The 14,396-nt window shown below is 71.9% G+C and carries 17 protein-coding genes; 11 read left to right on the top strand and 6 right to left on the bottom strand.

Annotated features, from left to right (window positions below; translation table 11 throughout):
* Positions 1-20 precede the first annotated feature (20 nt).
* Positions 21-1,349: an SGNH/GDSL hydrolase family protein gene (locus ABZ956_RS25470; protein WP_361898023.1), complete on the bottom strand. Its 1,329-nt coding sequence runs from the start codon at positions 1,347-1,349 to the stop codon at positions 21-23.
* A 262-nt stretch (positions 1,350-1,611) separates the two neighbouring features.
* On the opposite strand from ABZ956_RS25470, the gene ABZ956_RS25465 reads away from it, so the two are divergent.
* The 7 genes from ABZ956_RS25465 to ABZ956_RS25435 all read left to right on the top strand — a co-directional run bounded on the left by ABZ956_RS25465 (position 1,612) and on the right by ABZ956_RS25435 (position 8,342).
* Entirely contained in the window at positions 1,612-2,892 is a 1,281-nt protein-coding gene (locus tag ABZ956_RS25465) for a DUF445 domain-containing protein (RefSeq protein WP_361898020.1), read from the top strand.
* A 61-nt stretch (positions 2,893-2,953) separates the two neighbouring features.
* Positions 2,954-3,154, top strand: a complete 201-nt coding sequence (locus ABZ956_RS25460) for a DUF3311 domain-containing protein (RefSeq protein ID WP_177337961.1) — start codon at positions 2,954-2,956, stop codon at positions 3,152-3,154.
* Positions 3,155-3,195: 41 nt separating this feature from the next.
* Complete coding sequence (locus tag ABZ956_RS25455) at positions 3,196-4,677, top strand: sodium:solute symporter family protein (RefSeq protein ID WP_361898182.1); 1,482 nt, start codon at positions 3,196-3,198, stop codon at positions 4,675-4,677.
* A gap of 51 nt (positions 4,678-4,728) precedes the next feature.
* Positions 4,729-5,037, top strand: coding sequence for a DUF6412 domain-containing protein (locus ABZ956_RS25450; protein ID WP_361898017.1), 309 nt, complete (start codon positions 4,729-4,731; stop codon positions 5,035-5,037).
* A gap of 134 nt (positions 5,038-5,171) precedes the next feature.
* Positions 5,172-5,912 carry a YidC/Oxa1 family membrane protein insertase gene (locus ABZ956_RS25445; RefSeq protein WP_361898014.1) on the top strand — a complete coding sequence of 247 codons (741 nt, stop codon included), beginning with the start codon at positions 5,172-5,174 and terminating at the stop codon, positions 5,910-5,912.
* A gap of 141 nt (positions 5,913-6,053) precedes the next feature.
* Positions 6,054-6,911 carry a fumarylacetoacetate hydrolase family protein gene (locus tag ABZ956_RS25440; protein ID WP_361898011.1) on the top strand — a complete coding sequence of 286 codons (858 nt, stop codon included), beginning with the start codon at positions 6,054-6,056 and terminating at the stop codon, positions 6,909-6,911.
* 90 nt (positions 6,912-7,001) lie between these two features.
* The gene (locus ABZ956_RS25435) at positions 7,002-8,342 is read left to right on the top strand and encodes a choice-of-anchor A family protein (protein WP_361898008.1); all 1,341 of its coding nucleotides are present in this window, start codon (positions 7,002-7,004) and stop codon (positions 8,340-8,342) included.
* 18 nt (positions 8,343-8,360) lie between these two features.
* Here ABZ956_RS25435 and ABZ956_RS25430 read toward each other — a convergent pair whose 3' ends face one another.
* The 3 genes from ABZ956_RS25430 to ABZ956_RS25420 form a co-directional block, all read right to left on the bottom strand.
* Entirely contained in the window at positions 8,361-8,876 is a 516-nt protein-coding gene (locus ABZ956_RS25430) for an N-acetyltransferase (protein WP_361898005.1), read from the bottom strand.
* Positions 8,877-9,116: 240 nt separating this feature from the next.
* Positions 9,117-9,356 (bottom strand): DUF397 domain-containing protein, encoded by a 240-nt coding sequence (locus ABZ956_RS25425; protein ID WP_361898003.1) that lies wholly within the window; start codon positions 9,354-9,356, stop codon positions 9,117-9,119.
* Between the two features lie 9 nt (positions 9,357-9,365).
* Complete coding sequence (locus tag ABZ956_RS25420; protein WP_361898000.1) at positions 9,366-10,232, bottom strand: helix-turn-helix transcriptional regulator; 867 nt, start codon at positions 10,230-10,232, stop codon at positions 9,366-9,368.
* Positions 10,233-10,466: 234 nt separating this feature from the next.
* On the opposite strand from ABZ956_RS25420, the gene ABZ956_RS25415 reads away from it, so the two are divergent.
* Both ABZ956_RS25415 and ABZ956_RS25410 read left to right on the top strand, forming a co-directional pair.
* Complete coding sequence (locus tag ABZ956_RS25415) at positions 10,467-10,814, top strand: hypothetical protein (RefSeq protein WP_361897997.1); 348 nt, start codon at positions 10,467-10,469, stop codon at positions 10,812-10,814.
* Positions 10,815-10,849: 35 nt separating this feature from the next.
* Entirely contained in the window at positions 10,850-11,128 is a 279-nt protein-coding gene (locus tag ABZ956_RS25410) for a DUF6255 family natural product biosynthesis protein (protein ID WP_361897995.1), read from the top strand.
* On the opposite strand, the gene ABZ956_RS25405 is transcribed toward ABZ956_RS25410, so the two are convergent.
* A complete protein-coding gene (locus ABZ956_RS25405) occupies positions 11,092-11,460 on the bottom strand; it encodes a MerR family transcriptional regulator (protein ID WP_361897992.1) in 369 nt (122 codons plus the stop codon). The genes ABZ956_RS25410 and ABZ956_RS25405 overlap by 37 nt on opposite strands.
* 64 nt (positions 11,461-11,524) lie before the next feature.
* Between ABZ956_RS25405 and ABZ956_RS25400 the strand changes: the two genes are divergently transcribed.
* Together ABZ956_RS25400 and ABZ956_RS25395 are read left to right on the top strand one after the other, a co-directional pair.
* The gene (locus ABZ956_RS25400) at positions 11,525-12,394 is read left to right on the top strand and encodes a polysaccharide deacetylase family protein (RefSeq protein ID WP_361897989.1); all 870 of its coding nucleotides are present in this window, start codon (positions 11,525-11,527) and stop codon (positions 12,392-12,394) included.
* A 59-nt stretch (positions 12,395-12,453) separates the two neighbouring features.
* Positions 12,454-13,023 carry a DUF664 domain-containing protein gene (locus tag ABZ956_RS25395; protein ID WP_361897986.1) on the top strand — a complete coding sequence of 190 codons (570 nt, stop codon included), beginning with the start codon at positions 12,454-12,456 and terminating at the stop codon, positions 13,021-13,023.
* Positions 13,024-13,039: 16 nt separating this feature from the next.
* Here ABZ956_RS25395 and ABZ956_RS25390 read toward each other — a convergent pair whose 3' ends face one another.
* The gene (locus ABZ956_RS25390; RefSeq protein ID WP_361898180.1) at positions 13,040-14,326 is read right to left on the bottom strand and encodes a phosphatase PAP2 family protein; all 1,287 of its coding nucleotides are present in this window, start codon (positions 14,324-14,326) and stop codon (positions 13,040-13,042) included.
* Positions 14,327-14,396 lie beyond the last annotated feature (70 nt).

Raw genomic sequence — 14,396 nt, 5'->3', positions numbered from 1 at the left:
CCCTGGGCCCTGGCCCCGCCTCAGAGCGCCGCCGCCGGGCGCAGGCCCCTCAGCGTGTCGAGGTCCAGGGCGGCGGCCATCGCCCGGTAGCCGGCGTCGCTCGGGTGGAGGTGGTCGCCGCAGTCGTACGCGGGCAGCAGCCGCCGGGGGTTCCCCGGGTCGCGCAGCGCCCGGTCGAAGTCGACGACGTCGTCGAAGACGTCCCCCCGCCGGATCTCGGCGTTCACGCCCTGCCGTACGAGCTCCTGCTCCTGCCCGACCCCCACGCGCCCGCCGAACGGCGCCAGTGTCGCGCCGATCACCCGCAGCCCGCGCGCGTGCGCCCGGGCGACCAGCTCCCGCAGCCCCGCCGTGATGCGGGCCGGGTCGGTCTGCCGGGGGCGGCGCATGATGTCGTTGACGCCGAGCTCGACCACGACGACCCGTACGCCGGTCCGGGAGAGCACGTCGCGGTCGAAGCGCTCCAGCGCGCTGGGGTTGTTCCGGGGCGCGGCGCCCACGCCGCCCAGCAGGACGCGGTTGCCGCTGATGCCCTGGTTGAGGACGCCGTAGCGGGGGGCGCCCGGCTCGTCGCGCATCCGGCGGGCGAGGAAGTCGGTCCAGCGGTGGTTGGCGCCCACGGTCGAGGAGACGCCGTCGGTGATGGAGTCGCCCACGACCACGACCGACCCGTGCGCTTCGGTGCTCCACACGTCGACGCCGGTGACGTAGCGCCAGTACGGGGTCTTCGCGGTGTACGCGTTGCCGTCGCGGTCCTCGGTCCGGTCGCCCTGCGCGAGGTAGGAGACCTGGCGGGCGTGCGGGTGGTAGGTGACCGGGCCGGAGGGCGTGGGGGAGTACGTGGTGACCAGCAGGTCCGCCCCGTGGCCGACCGTCAGGTGGACCGGGTCGCTGACGGCCGCCCGCCCGGCGGGGATCGTCACCGCGGGCCGGCCGCCGAACGTCAGCGCCCGCATGCTGCCGGGCGCCGCGGCCGGTCCGGCCGGGCCGGCGGCGACGGCCAGCGAGGCATGGCCGATCGTCAGGGGCGCATCGCCGAAGAGGTTGGAGAGGTGGATGCGGGCCCTGGTGCCGGCCAGGGTGGTGTGCACGACGTTGCGGATGGACCGTCCGGCGTAACCGCGGACACTCTTCGGCTCGGCGGCCGCCGGCGAGGCGGACCAGGCGCCCACCCAGCTGCCCGAGGCGGCGGGCGCGGCGGAGCCGGGCGTCTCGTGCGGCCCGGCCCCGGGCCGGCCGGCGGGGCCGCCGGCCCCGGCGCATATGACCGCCGCGACAGCGGTCACCACGGCTGCCAGTGCGGCGAGCACGGCGTATACCGCACCGCGTGACAGAGGTGGCCTGTTCATGGCGGACGTCTCCTGGGGAAGGGCGGAGCATACCGCTCCGGGTGGCCTGGCCGGCCGGGAGGACGAGGGCCTCGCAGCGCGTGCTCGTGACATGTCATGGGCGACTTGTCAGACGCGGGGAACTCTTCGGCCGTTCCCCGAGTCGGTCGGGTAGGGACAATGCACGTGAGGACAGCCGGAACGGGTGGTGGTGTGGATGAAACGCTCCCATGGACAGGAGCCGCCTGCCGCTGGTGGCGAGGCGATTGCCGCCGATGGGGTGATGCCCGCCCGGACCGGTGGTTTCACCTACAGCGCGGCGGATGAGGAGAAGCGGCGCGGCGTGCGCCGGATGAAGGCGCTCGCCACCAGCCTGCTGCTCGTGGTGGCGGCCGTCTACGCCCTCGCCAAGTGGGCGCAGACCGCGGGCGCGGGCGGCTGGGCCGGTTATGTGGCGGCCGCGGCCGAGGCGGGCATGGTGGGCGCGCTCGCCGACTGGTTCGCCGTCACCGCGCTGTTCCGGCGCCCGATGGGCCTGCCGATCCCGCACACCGCCATCATCCCCACCAAGAAGGACCAGCTCGGCCAGACCCTCGGCGACTTCGTCGGCGAGAACTTCCTCTCCGGCGACGTGGTGCGCCTGCGGCTGCGCGCGGTCGGCATCGGCTCCCGCCTCGCGCTCTGGCTCGCCGAACCGGCGCACGCCGACCGGGTGACCGCCGAACTGGCCACGGCGCTGCGCGGCGCGCTGAAGGTGCTGCGCGACTCCGACGTCCAGGCCGTCGTCGGCGAGGCCATCACCCGCCGGGCGGACGCCGCCGAGATCGCGCCCGGCATCGGCACGATGCTGGAGAAGGTCGTCGCCGACGGCGGCCACCGCAAGGTGGTGGACCTGATGTGCGTACGGGCCCACGACTGGCTCGTGCTGCACAGCGACTCGGTGATGGCCGCGGTCACGGGCGGCGCCCCCGGCTGGACGCCCCGCTTCGTCGACCGCAAGGTCGGCGAGCGCGTCTACAAGGAACTGCTGCGCTTCGTGACCGAGATGCGCGACATGCCCGACCACCCGGCCCGAGGCGCCGTCGACCGCTTCCTCGCCGACTTCGCGCACGACCTGCAGACCGACGACGACACGCGGGCGCGCGTCGAGCGGCTCAAGGCCGAGGTGCTGGGCCGCGGCGAGGTCCAGGACATCATCGCCTCGGCGTGGTCCTCGGTGCGGGCGATGATCGTGGCCGCGGCGGAGGACGAGCGCAGCGAGCTGCGGCTGCGCACCCGCGCCTCGATCCTCTCGCTGGGCGCGCGGATGACGGCCGACGAGCGCCTGCGCTCGAAGGTCGACGGCTGGCTGGAGGACGCGGCCGTCTATGTGGTGACGACCTACCGGGACGAGATCACGTCCCTGATCACGGACACGGTGGCCGGCTGGGACGCCGAACAGACCTCCCGCAAGATCGAGGCCCACATCGGCCGGGACCTGCAGTTCATCCGCATCAACGGCACGGTGGTGGGCGCGCTGGCGGGCCTGCTGATCTACTCGGCGTCGAGGCTGCTGGGAGCGTAGCTCCCCGCGTCGGCGCGTGCGGCGGGGAGCGAACCGCCGGTCACGACCTAGGGTCGACGCCGTGTTGAAGAAACGTCCCACGCTGCTGTGGCTCCTGGCCCCCTACGTGCTCTACCTGGCCGCCCTGCCGTTGGCCGACCGCGTCCACCCCACCGTCCTCGGCCTCCCCTTCCTCTTCTTCTGGCTCCTGCTGGCCACCCTCCTCACCCCGGCGGCCGTCTTCCTCGCCTGGCGCGGCGACCGCAAGCGGGGCCGGGCGTGAGCGCCGACGCCGCCGTCGCGTCGGCGATCTTCGGCGGCTTCATGGTCCTCACCGTCGTCCTCGGCCTCCTCGCCGTGCGCGGGCGCGGCGGCAGCGGCGGGCTCGCCGAGTGGTCGGTGGGCGGCCGCAGCCTCGGCACGGTCTTCATCTGGGTGCTGATGGCCGGCGAGGGCTACACCAGCTTCAGCTACCTGGGCGCGGCCGGCTGGGGCTACAACTACGGCGCACCGGTGCTGTACGTCATCGCGTACCTCTCCTGCGGCTATGCCATCGGCTACGTCGTCGGCCCGATGCTCTGGTCGTACGCCCGGCGCCACGGCCTGGTGAACATCACGGACATGGTGGCGCACCGCTACGACAGGCCGTGGCTCGGCGCGGTGGTGGCCGTCCTGGCGACGGTGTGCCTGCTGCCGTACATCCAGCTGCAGATCACGGGGATGGGCGTCGTCGTCTCGACGATCTCGTACGGCGCGATCAGCCTGAACTGGGCGTACTTCATCGCCTTCGCGGTGACGACGGGCTTCGTGGTGGTGAGCGGGCTGCGCGGCAGCGCGTGGGTGTCGGTCCTCAAGGACGTGCTGGTCATCGCCACACTGGGCTTCCTGGCCCTCTACGTTCCCCTGCACTACTTCGACGGCTACGGGCCCTTCCTGGACCGGATCGTGGCGGAGAAGCCGGACTGGCTGACGTTCACCGGGCACGGCGGCAGCGGGCTGGGCGGCACGTGGTTCGTCACGACCAGCTTCCTCAACTCCCTGACGGTCGTCATTTTCCCGACGACCGTGGCGGGTTATCTGAGCGCGCGCGACGCCGATGCGCTGCGGCGCAACGCGATGCTGCTGCCGTTCTACAACGTGCTGTTGTTCGTGCCGATGCTGCTGGGGCTGGCGGCGCTCTTCGTGGTGCCGGGGCTGACGGGGGCCGGGTCGAACCTGGCGCTGTTCAAGCTGGTCGTCGACTCGCTGCCGGCCTGGGCGGTCGGGGTGATCGGAGTGGCGGCGGCGCTGTCGTCGATCGTGCCGATGGCCGTGTTCATGCTGGTCATCGGCACGATGTGGGGCAGGAGCGTGCTGGGCGCCGTGCCCGCGCTGGCCGGCCGGCCGGACCGGCAGAAGGTGGCGGCGCAGGTCGTGGTCGTGGCGTCCGGCGCGCTGGCGCTGGTGCTGACGTACACCGAGCCGAACACCCTGGTGCGGCTGTCGCTCATCTCGTACGAGGGCATGGCGCAGCTCGTGCCGATGATCCTGCTGGGGCTGGTGTGGCGGCGGCTGACGCTGTGGGGGGCGGTCGGCGGGCTGGTGGCGGGCGGTGCGCTGGTGTGCGGGCTGGTCTTCACCGAACACGACCCGGTGTGGGGGGTGAACGCGGGCGCGCTGGCCCTGGCCGTGAACGTGGCGGTGGCCGTGGCGGTGTCGTGGTGGGGTCCGCGACCGGCGGACAAGCGGCCCGACGAGCAGGTGCTGGCGGTGGATCCGGAGCCGGGGACGGCCCCGGGGAAGACCGTTGTCAGTGGCTCGGTCTAACATCGGTACGAACGATTGAACGGGCCGCTGGCCCGGGTCGAGGGGAGGGGCATGATGCGTGACGTCGTCCGTACGCACATGAGCGTGCTCCTTCTCCTGCTCTGCGAACTGCTGCTCGCGCAGAGCGGCTTGGTGAGCGTGGTCGCCCTCGCGGCGGCCACCGCCGTGGCGGCCACGGCGGCCCTGCTGCTGTGCGCGGTCGCCGCCGCGCGCACGGCCGGCCCGCTGACGCCGACCCGCATACGCACCGCGATACGGGACCGGGAGCTGCGCACGGCCTTCCTGGCCCAGCGCGATCCCGATGCCCGGGGCCGACGCCGGCCCCGGGCGCCCGGTCGTCCCCTCCCGACGGCCGCGTAGGCGCTCCCGCTCCCTGATTCCCGGGGCTGCCCTTGGGTGGGCTCTCCCCAGGGCTGCGCGCCCGCGCGGCTCGTCACGCCGAATTCCCCGCTTACGGCTTCCTTCGGCAAGACGAGACCCGTGGAGGGCTCACCATGTCTTTCTCGCCCCTGTTCACCTCGCTCGGCTCCCTGCTCACCCACCTCGCGGACGGGCTCGACGTGGCCTTCGGCGCCTCGTCGACCGCTGCCGCGATCGTGGTGTTCACCTGCCTGGTGCGGCTCGCGCTGCATCCCCTCACCCGGTCCGCCGCCCGGGGTGAGCGGACGCGCGCCGAGCTCGTCCCCCGCCTCGCCGAGCTCAAGCGCAAGCACGCGAGGAACCCCGAGCGGCTCCAGCGGGAGGCGGCCGAGCTGTACGCGAAGGCCGGCTCGTCGCCGCTGGCGGGCTGTCTGCCGATGCTGGCTCAGCTGCCGGTGTTCTACGTGATGTACCACCTCTTCTCGAGCGGCGACGACGGCGGGAATCTGCTGGAGCACACGCTGCTGGGCGCGCCGCTGGGGGACCGGTGGGCGGACGCGCTGGGCGACGGCGGCCTCGTGGGGCCGCACGGGCTGGTGTACCTGGGCCTGTTCGCGCTGGTGGGCGCCGTCGCCACGTGGACGTACGTGCGCAACCGGAAGGCCACGGCCGCGCTGCCGCTGCCGGGTGCGGGGGACACCCCGGTGCCGGGCATGGCGGCGATGGCGAAGGTGATGCCGCTGCTCTCCTTCGGCACGCTGGTCACCGCCGCCGTGGTGCCGCTGGCGGCGGGCCTGTACCTGGTGACGACCACGACGTGGACGGCGCTGGAGCGGGCGTATCTGCAGCCGCTGCGCACTCCGGGCAGGAGCTAGCGGCGGTCCCGGCACGGGGGCCGGTGCAGGGGGCGGTCTTCTGCCACGCGTTGGTCCGCCGACCGAAAGGGGGCTTGTGGAGAGACCCTCCGTTCTTGGACGATCATCCGGGGCCGACGGAAGACTTCGGGAGTTGGAACGATGAGGCTGCTGAGAGTCGGGCCCGCCGGGGCGGAGCGCCCGGCGTTGCTGGACGAGGACGGGACACTGCGCGACCTTTCGGCGCTCGTGCCGGATGTGGACGGGACGCTGCTCGCCGACGAATCCGCGCTGTCGCGGATCCGGGCGGCCGTCGGGGCCCGGATCCTGCCCGCCCTGGACGGGCAGGGGCTGCGGGTGGGCCCGCCGCTCGCCCGCATCGGCAAGATCGTCGGCATCGGGGTGAACTACCACGACCTGGTGGCCGCCACCGGGGTGCGGACACCGGCCGAGCCGGTGGTGTTCATGAAGGCGCCGGACACGGTCGTCGGCCCGGACGACACGGTGCTCGTGCCACGCGGCAGCGAGAAGACCGACTGGGAGGTCGAGCTGGCCGTCGTCATCGGCCGCACGGCCCGCTATCTGCGGACGGACGAGGAGGCGCTGGCCGCGGTGGCCGGCTACGCCGTGGCGCACGACGTCTCCGAGCGGGCGTTCCAGAACGAGCGCGGCGGGCAGTGGGACAAGGGCAAGAACTGCGAGACGTTCAACCCGCTCGGGCCCTGGCTGGTGACCGCCGACGAGGTCCCCGACCCGCAGGCCCTGGGCCTGCGGCTGTGGGTCAACGGCGAGCTGATGCAGGACTCCAGCACGGCGCGGCAGATCTTCCCGGTCGCCTACCTCGTGCGCTACGTCAGCCAGTTCATGACCCTGTACCCGGGCGACGTCATCAACACCGGCACTCCGGCCGGGGTGGCGGTCGGGCGGCCCGAGCCCAAGCCGTATCTGCGGGCCGGGGACGTGGTGGAGCTGGAGATCGACGGTCTGGGACGGCAGAGGCAGCTGCTGAAGGACGCGTGACCCGCCCGGCCGACGCCGCTGTGGGCCGTCCGGGGGGAGAGCCGCGTGTGCTGCCGGCTTCCTCCCCCCGGATTAGGCATATTTTCGGACATGTCTCAGAACGGATGCGGGCGACGCCGGGTGTCCCGTCCGGCTGCCACCGTCCTGGCCACGCTGGCCGCCATCGGGGGCACGCTGCTGGCCGGCGCGTTCACCGCGCCGAACCTGGACCCCGGCGAAGCGGATGCCGCCGGGCCGGGCCCGTGCGTGCCGGGTACGTGCCCGGGCGCGTACCCCGACCCGCACAGCGGTCCCCTCGCCGGCCGGGACAACGGCGTCAACGTCTTCGTCGGCGGCGACTACACGGTGCGCCAGGCGGCGGCCGGGGCCGAGGGCCGGATCGTCGTCCTCGGCACCTTCGACCTGGCCAAGGCCGCCGGGACGCCCCCCGCCTACAACGTGGGGGTCCTCGGCCTCGGCTCCCGCGTGCCGCCGGACAACGGATCGCCCTTCCTGCGCGTGGGCGGCGACCTCAAGCTCGCCGCCGGTCAGCGGCTGGTGGCCGAGGAGGGACCGGTCAGCGGGACCGTCACCTACGCCGGCAACCAGCCCGGCCCCGGCACGGTGAGCCCGAAGGCGGCGCGCGACGTCTCCGCGGTCGCCGCCGACCAGGGCACGCGCGAGCAACTGACCTCCACCAGCACCTGCTACGCCTACGACAAGGGTGTCGCCCGCAAGACCACCGGAACCGCCGTCAACAAGGGCCCCGCCACCGTCTTCACCGGTGACGGCTCCGCCGCCCTCCAGGTCTTCAACGTCCCCTTCGACCTCACCGCCCCCGGCGGCGGACCGCAGAACCTGACCTTCGAACGCATCCCCGCCGACGCGACCGTACTCATCAACCTCTCCGGCCCCGGCAACGACGTGCACACCCTCAACACCTCCACCGCCCGGCTCGCGGGCGTGCGGCGGGACCGGCTGCTGTGGAACTTCCCCGACGCCAAGGAGGTCCGTCTGGTCGGCACCGGCCAGCTCGACGGCTCCGTCCTCGTCGGCCGCCGCTCCGGCATCACCCACCTGAGCCTGCCGGGCCTCAACGGACGCCTCTTCACCGCCGGCTCCCTCGTCCACGAGTCCGTCGCGGGCGCCACCGGCCAGGCCGTCCACGCCTACCCCTTCACCGGCCGCCTCCCCGACTGCGGCACGGGCCCCACGCCCGAGGCCGGGGCCCCGGACGCCGACGCGCTCGACGTACCCGTGCCGGACGGCTGGGGCGGCGCACCCGCGATCGCCCCCTCCCCCGGCACCGCGGTCGCCGGCGACGGCCACGAGCTGGCCCGGGGCGGCCCCCCGATGAGCACGGAGATGGTGATCGGCGCCTCGCTCATGACCGCCGGCGCCGGGCTCGCCCTCATCGTGCTGCACCGGCAGCGGCGGCCGGACTGGGAGTGACCGGCCGCCGCTGCCCCGCTAGATCCCGAAGGGAGCCGCGTAGCGGACGGTGCCACCCGGCAGCGGGTGCGCCTCGTCCAGGGCCATGGCCATCATGGCCTCGTCCGGGACGTCCATGCTCACGCGAATGCCGTGCGCGGAGGCCCGCCCGAACCCGAACCGCGGGTAGTACGCCGGGTGCCCGAGGACGGTGACATACCGCTCGCCCCTGCCCTTGGCCGCCCGCAGGGCAGCCCGGATGGCGGCCGATCCGGCGCCGCTCCTCTGGTACTCGGGCCGTACGGAGACGGGCCCCAGGCACAGGGCCGGGGTGTCGCCGATGTGGCAGCGGGTCAGCAGCGCGTGCCCGACGACCGTGCCGTCCTCGTCGGTGCTGACGATGGACAGACCGTCGATCCAGGCGGAGTCGGCGCGCAGCGCGTCGACGAGGTCGGCCTCCAGCGGCGTCTCGAAGGCCGCGAGGGCGATCTCACGGATGACGGGGATGTCGGCGCCGGTCTCGGCGCGGGTGAGCCAGGTGTGAGGTGTACGCATGACGGGGTGACCGTCCGTTTCATGGTGGGTACGTGTGGGAACGGCCTCGCGAGCTCACGCTCTGGGCGAGGCGGGATGGCAGGGTCAGGCCGTCGCCCGAGGCACGAGGCCGGTGAGGGCGGTGCGAGCCGCGACGACGGCCCTGAGCGCGGTCATCAGCCCCGCCTGCCTCTCTGTTCCCGTTCCGGATCCACACGTCCCCCACACGGTAGCGCGGGTCCCCTCGACCGCACCTCCGATTTATCCGGGTGCCTGGCCCGGAGGCGCGGAGCGCGGGTCGAGTTCGCCGCGATCGACTGCGCCGGTGAAGGCGGACCATGCCGCCGGGGTGAAGACGAATGCGCCACGGGCACGGCTCTTGCTGTCGCCTATGGCGATCAGGGCGTCGTCGGTCGGCTGCGCCTCGACACACTGGGCTTCTTCGTCCCCGCTGTGGGAGGACTTGCGCCACTGGTGGAGAGGTAAATGGTGACGTATCACGAACGGACCTCACTCGCGTTCAAGTTCAGAGGCGATCGATGCGAGCAACTCGGTGGATTGCCGGGCAGACAAGGCCGAGGCCCGGAGGGCGTCGAAGACCCGCCGGTATTTCGCCGCGGTGTCATCCTCCTCCAGGTACAGCACACCGTCGAGGTACGGGACCTGTACGACGTCGAAGTCCAGTGGGTCCGGGTAGGAGTACAGGACGAAGGAACCACCGGTCGTTGTGAACGAGCTCTCGGAGAAGGGGATGACCTGAATGGTCACGTCGGGCGGCCGGCTCACGGCGATCAGGTGTCGCAACTGCGCGGCCATGACCTCCGGGCCTCCGACCTGCTGACGCAGGACGCCCTCGCGGAGGATGGCCAGATACTGTGGCGGCCTTTCGCCACAGAAGATGTCCTGCCGCTTGATGCGGAAGTCGACGTAGAAGTCGAGTTTCTCTACGGACAGTTGCTGAGGGGAACCGGAGATGACGGCGGTGGCGTATTCGCGCGTCTGAAGCAGTCCGGGCACGGCCTGCGTCTGGAAGGTCGCGATCCTCGCTGCGTCGGACTCCAGCGTCAGCAACTCCTTGAACTCGTCCCGCAGGATGTCGCTGTGCTGGCGCCACCAACTTCGCTTGCCGCCATCGGCGGCCAGGGCGATGAGCCACTGGCGCCGCTTATCGTCCCCGACACCGTACAGGCCCAGTAGCGCGTCCAGCTCGAGCCGGGTCACGCGATGCCGACCGGTCTCCTGCCGGCTGATCTTCGACTTGTCACCGTGAATGGCCCTTGCCGCCTCCTCGGCAGAGACGTTCGCGGCCTCCCGGAGCGCCCTCAGCTCGGCGCCCAGCCTCCGGCGGCGAGCGGTGCAGCGTGCTGGCTGTCCCATGGCTTCCTCCCCTGATCCGTCGCTGGGCCAGTGTGCTGCAGTGACGCGCCTCGAATCGAAACGCCTTAGCGCTTGTCACCCTCACGGATGAAGTGCTGCATTTTGCAGATCTACGGGTTGCTGCCTGGTGCACCTCAGGTGCATCGTGAACCTGCCGCTACAGCACGTAGCGGCGGCGTCAACTTCCGCGCAGGGCGGGGCTAAGTGGCGCCGCAACGCGCTCCGGGGGATCGGATGACGTACAGAAACGGCGCCTACGTGGTGGACACCCGCGAAAACAAACTCGTACAGGTGGTCGGCGGCGCGGATGCGCGCGTACAGGTGCAGAGGCCCGGCGGCGGCCTGCAGTGGGAAGTTCCCGCTTCCGCCCTGCGGTTGGCGACCCGCGCGGAACGGGACGCCGTCGGCCTGGGCGCCGGCGCGGCCAGTTCGCCCGTCGGCTGCGGCGAGTGCGCGCGGCTCGAGGCGGCGCGGCGGGCGGCGGCGGCCGGGGATGACACCGACGCGGCCGACGACGCCACGATCGCCGTGCGGCGGCACTTCCGCGACGCGCACCTGCTGCCGAGCGGGCGTGCCCGGTGAGCGCCCGCCGTACCGCCCGCGCCACAGGGCGGCTCATGAGCAACTGCCCCCACCTCGTGGGCTGGACCCGCACCGGCGGGGAGTCGCGCTGCGACCGCTGCGGCACCCGGCGCTTCGACGACTACGCCGCCATCCGCCCCTCCGGGCTGCCCGCGGCGATCACACCGTCACCCGCCGCCCGCCGCGCCGCGGACCTCGCGGCCGTGCGCAACGTCTCCATGGTCACCGCGTCGCGGCGAGCACCCGAAGCCGACAACCGCCGCCGCACCCGTGCCGCTTACGCCCCGGCGCCGGCGCGCACCGCGTCGAGGTAGTCGGCTATGGCATCCCTGTTGCGGGTCAGGCACTCGACGCGGCGGGTCATGCGGTCGCGTTCACGCTCCAGCGTGGCGAGCATCTGCGGTGTCGCGTCGGAGAAGTGAATGTTCCGGGGCTTGTCGAGGCACGGGAGGATCTGTTTGATGATCCGGGTCGGCAGGCCGGCGTCGAGCAGGCCCCGGATCTGCAGGACCCGGTCCACGAAGCGTTCGTCGTATTCGCGGTAGCCGTTCGCGGAACGGGCGGCGGCGATCAGGCCCTGCTGCTCGTAGTAGCGCAGCAACCGGCGTGACGTGCCGGTGCGTTCGGACAGTTCCCCGATGCGCATGTGCCCCACCTCACAGCAGCCCGCGTTGACCCTCACATTAATGTGAAGGTTCGAGCATACGGACATGGACAACGCACTCTTCCCCTACAGCCCCATCGTGGAGCGCGAGCCGATCCACTGGCCCGGTGGCGCCCGCGTCGCCTTCTACGTCGGGCTGAACGTCGAGCACTACCAGGTCGACCGCCCCTCGACGAGCATCTTTCCCGGCACCGCGCACCTGGCGCCGGACCCGCTGAACTACGGCTGGCGCGACTACGGCCCCCGGGTGGGCATCTGGCGGCTGATCGAGAGCCTCGACCGGTACGGGATGCGGGCGAGCGTGATGCTCAACTCCGACGTCGCCGAGCGCTATCCGCAGATCATCCGGGCCGGCCGGGACCGCGACTGGGCGTGGGCCGCCCATGGCAAGAACAACTCCGTCTTCCAGGCCGACATGACGCCCGACGAGGAACGCGCCTATCTGGCCGAGGTGATCGGCACCATCGAGAAGGCCACCGGCCGCCGGCCGCGCGGCTGGCTGGGGCCGGCACTCACCGAGACCTACCGGACGCCGGAACTGCTCGCCGAGCTCGGTCTGAGCTATGTGATGGACTGGTCGAACGACGACCAGCCCTACCGGCTGAACGTGCCGGGGATGCTGAGCGTTCCGTATTCCATCGAGGTGAACGACATCAGCCTGTTCGTCGGCAAGAGCCTCAGCGGGCCGGACTTCGTCCAGATCGTCAAGGACCAGCTGGAGCAGCTCTACGCCGACGCGGCGGACAGCGGCCGGGTGATGTCGCTGGTCCTGCACCCGTTCGTCATCAACCAGCCGTTCCGGCACAAGTACTTGGACCAGGCGCTCGAGCACATCGCCGGCCACCCCGGCGTCTGGCTGACGACCAGCGACGAGATCGCCGAGCACTACGCCCGTACGGCCGCCGGGCAGGGGTGACGGCGGCACCCGTGGCGGAGCGATAATTCACTGGCGGGCGTGGGGCGTCGCGCACGACCATGCGACGCATGAGTGACGAACCCGCGCGATGGAGCCAGGCAACCGTCTACCCCGACATGTGGGCCGATCCGGACGACGACCCCCGCAACAGCGAAGGCCCCAGTCCGGACGGCGAGCCGGCGACGTTGCAGGACTTCCTGGTGAACTACCGCATGACCCTGCGGATGAAGTGCGAGGGCCTGGACGCGGAGCAGCTGGCCCGCCGGTCGGTTCCGCCGTCGACGATGTCGCTGCTCGGCCTGGTGCGCCACCTCGCCGAGGTGGAACGGGACTGGCGCAACTGGATCAGCGACGGTGACCCGCTGCCCAAGCTGTACGGCGAGCGGGACGCGGACTTCGACGGAGCAGTAGCCGACAGGGCCGTGGTCGACGCCGCGTTCGCCGATCTGGAGCGTGAGCAGGCCGCGACCGACGCCGCGCTGGCCGCGCACCCGGACCTGGGCGCGCGGGTGGGCAAGGACGGGATCGCGGTCCGGGAGCTGATGGTGCACAGGGTCGAGGAGTACGCCCGGCACTGCGGCCACGCCGACCTGTTGCGCGAGTGCGTCGACGGAAGGGTGGGCCAGTGACGGGCCGGTCCGGGGCTCACACCGGTTCGGGTTGCGGTTCCCGTCGCAGCGCCGGGGCGGCCTTCGCCGCCTGCGGTTCCCACCGTTTGGTGGTCCGTACGTAGCCGTAGATCACTGAGGTCATGGCCAGGATGAGCAGTGGGCCGAACACCCACGGATGCCTGGCCATCTCCATCGGCAGATAGCGGTACGACGCCAAGAGCGCGGCGAAGACCGTCACACCGTAGGTGACCAGCTGGATTCCTGACCGGTCCCAGCCGCGTTCGATCGAGCGCAGAGCCGCCTCGATCGTGAGCGAGAACACCACACCGGCGACGAGATCCACGCCGTAGTGGTAGCCGAATCCCAGCGTCGCGCTGAGCGTGGCGACCAGCCAGAACGCTCCCGCGAAGCGCAGCAGGCGGGGGCCCTTGCGGGTATGGATGAAGATCGCGGTGGCCCACGCCGTGTGCAGGCTGGGCATGCAGTTGCGCGGGGTGAGCGCGTCGTACGGCACCGGGTGCGGGGTGAGGACCGGCGGCGGCGTGTGCGGCCACAGGTTGGCCACCGCCCATTGCACGCCGCCGGTGCCGGAGGTGCCCGGGCCGTAGGCGAAGATCGGTCCGACCACGGGGAAGATCATGTAGATGCCCGGCCCGAGCAGGCCGATCACCAGAAAGGTGCGCACCAGATGGTGGCGCGGGAAGCGGCGCTCGGCCGCCACGTTGCGCAGCTGGTACAGCGCGACGGCTATCGCGGCTATCGCGAGCTGGGCGTAGACCACGTCGAGAAGGTGGGTGCTGATCGGGCCGCTGGCCTTGAGGATCCGGCCTGCCAGCCACGACGGGTTGCCCAGCGCGTGGTCGGCGGTGGCCAGGTACGGGTCGAGCACCGCCGGGCGGGTCTTCGAGGTGAGCAGTAGCCAGGTGTCGCCCGTCTTGCGGCCGGCCACCAGCAGCAGGCCCAGCCCGACGCCCTTCAGCAGCAGAACCCGCTCGGGGCCGGTGCGGCGCGTGACCGCGATGAACGCACAGCCCAGCATCACCCACAACGCGCCGTTGCCGAAGAAGTGGCCTTCGGGCACGTCGGCGTCGATCGCCCACCGCACGAGCACGAAGACGATGTCGATGCCGATCGCCGCGCCGGCCGCGATGAACCGTTGCCGCCAGGTGAGCACCACCATCATCAACGCCATACCGCCGTACAGCGGCCCCGGTTTGGGGGCGAAGATCACCTCGCGCACCTGGTTGGTGATCGGCCCCGGCACGCCGGCGTAGCGACGCGCGGCGATCTCCAGCGTGATGAGGAACCCGAGGGTCACCACACCCGCCGTGGCCCACAGGAGCGTCCGGGGTTGACGCCACGCCGCGAACTCAGTTCTGCAGCCTATTCGC

The sequence above is a fragment of the Streptomyces sp. NPDC046261 genome (genome assembly GCF_040646235.1).
GTDB lineage: Bacteria > Actinomycetota > Actinomycetes > Streptomycetales > Streptomycetaceae > Streptomyces.
Note: the sequence above shows the minus strand (reverse complement) of the source record. Positions and strands in the feature narration are given on the sequence as shown.

Bases quoted from the DNA above. Each gene is read 5' to 3' on its own strand.
- ABZ956_RS25420 (WP_361898000.1), bottom strand. From the start codon at position 10,232: ATGGGACAGCCAGCACGCTGCACCGCTCGCCGCCGGAGGCTGGGCGCC.
- ABZ956_RS25455 (WP_361898182.1), top strand. From the start codon at position 3,196: ATGGTCCTCACCGTCGTCCTCGGCCTCCTCGCCGTGCGCGGGCGCGGC.
- ABZ956_RS25435 (WP_361898008.1), top strand. From the start codon at position 7,002: ATGTCTCAGAACGGATGCGGGCGACGCCGGGTGTCCCGTCCGGCTGCC.
- ABZ956_RS25410 (WP_361897995.1), top strand. From the start codon at position 10,850: ATGAGCAACTGCCCCCACCTCGTGGGCTGGACCCGCACCGGCGGGGAG.
- ABZ956_RS25415 (WP_361897997.1), top strand. From the start codon at position 10,467: ATGACGTACAGAAACGGCGCCTACGTGGTGGACACCCGCGAAAACAAA.
- ABZ956_RS25445 (WP_361898014.1), top strand. From the start codon at position 5,172: ATGTCTTTCTCGCCCCTGTTCACCTCGCTCGGCTCCCTGCTCACCCAC.
- ABZ956_RS25470 (WP_361898023.1), bottom strand. From the start codon at position 1,349: ATGAACAGGCCACCTCTGTCACGCGGTGCGGTATACGCCGTGCTCGCC.
- ABZ956_RS25465 (WP_361898020.1), top strand. From the start codon at position 1,612: ATGCCCGCCCGGACCGGTGGTTTCACCTACAGCGCGGCGGATGAGGAG.
- ABZ956_RS25440 (WP_361898011.1), top strand. From the start codon at position 6,054: ATGAGGCTGCTGAGAGTCGGGCCCGCCGGGGCGGAGCGCCCGGCGTTG.
- ABZ956_RS25400 (WP_361897989.1), top strand. From the start codon at position 11,525: ATGGACAACGCACTCTTCCCCTACAGCCCCATCGTGGAGCGCGAGCCG.
- ABZ956_RS25450 (WP_361898017.1), top strand. From the start codon at position 4,729: ATGATGCGTGACGTCGTCCGTACGCACATGAGCGTGCTCCTTCTCCTG.
- ABZ956_RS25395 (WP_361897986.1), top strand. From the start codon at position 12,454: ATGCGACGCATGAGTGACGAACCCGCGCGATGGAGCCAGGCAACCGTC.
- ABZ956_RS25405 (WP_361897992.1), bottom strand. From the start codon at position 11,460: ATGCGCATCGGGGAACTGTCCGAACGCACCGGCACGTCACGCCGGTTG.
- ABZ956_RS25430 (WP_361898005.1), bottom strand. From the start codon at position 8,876: ATGCGTACACCTCACACCTGGCTCACCCGCGCCGAGACCGGCGCCGAC.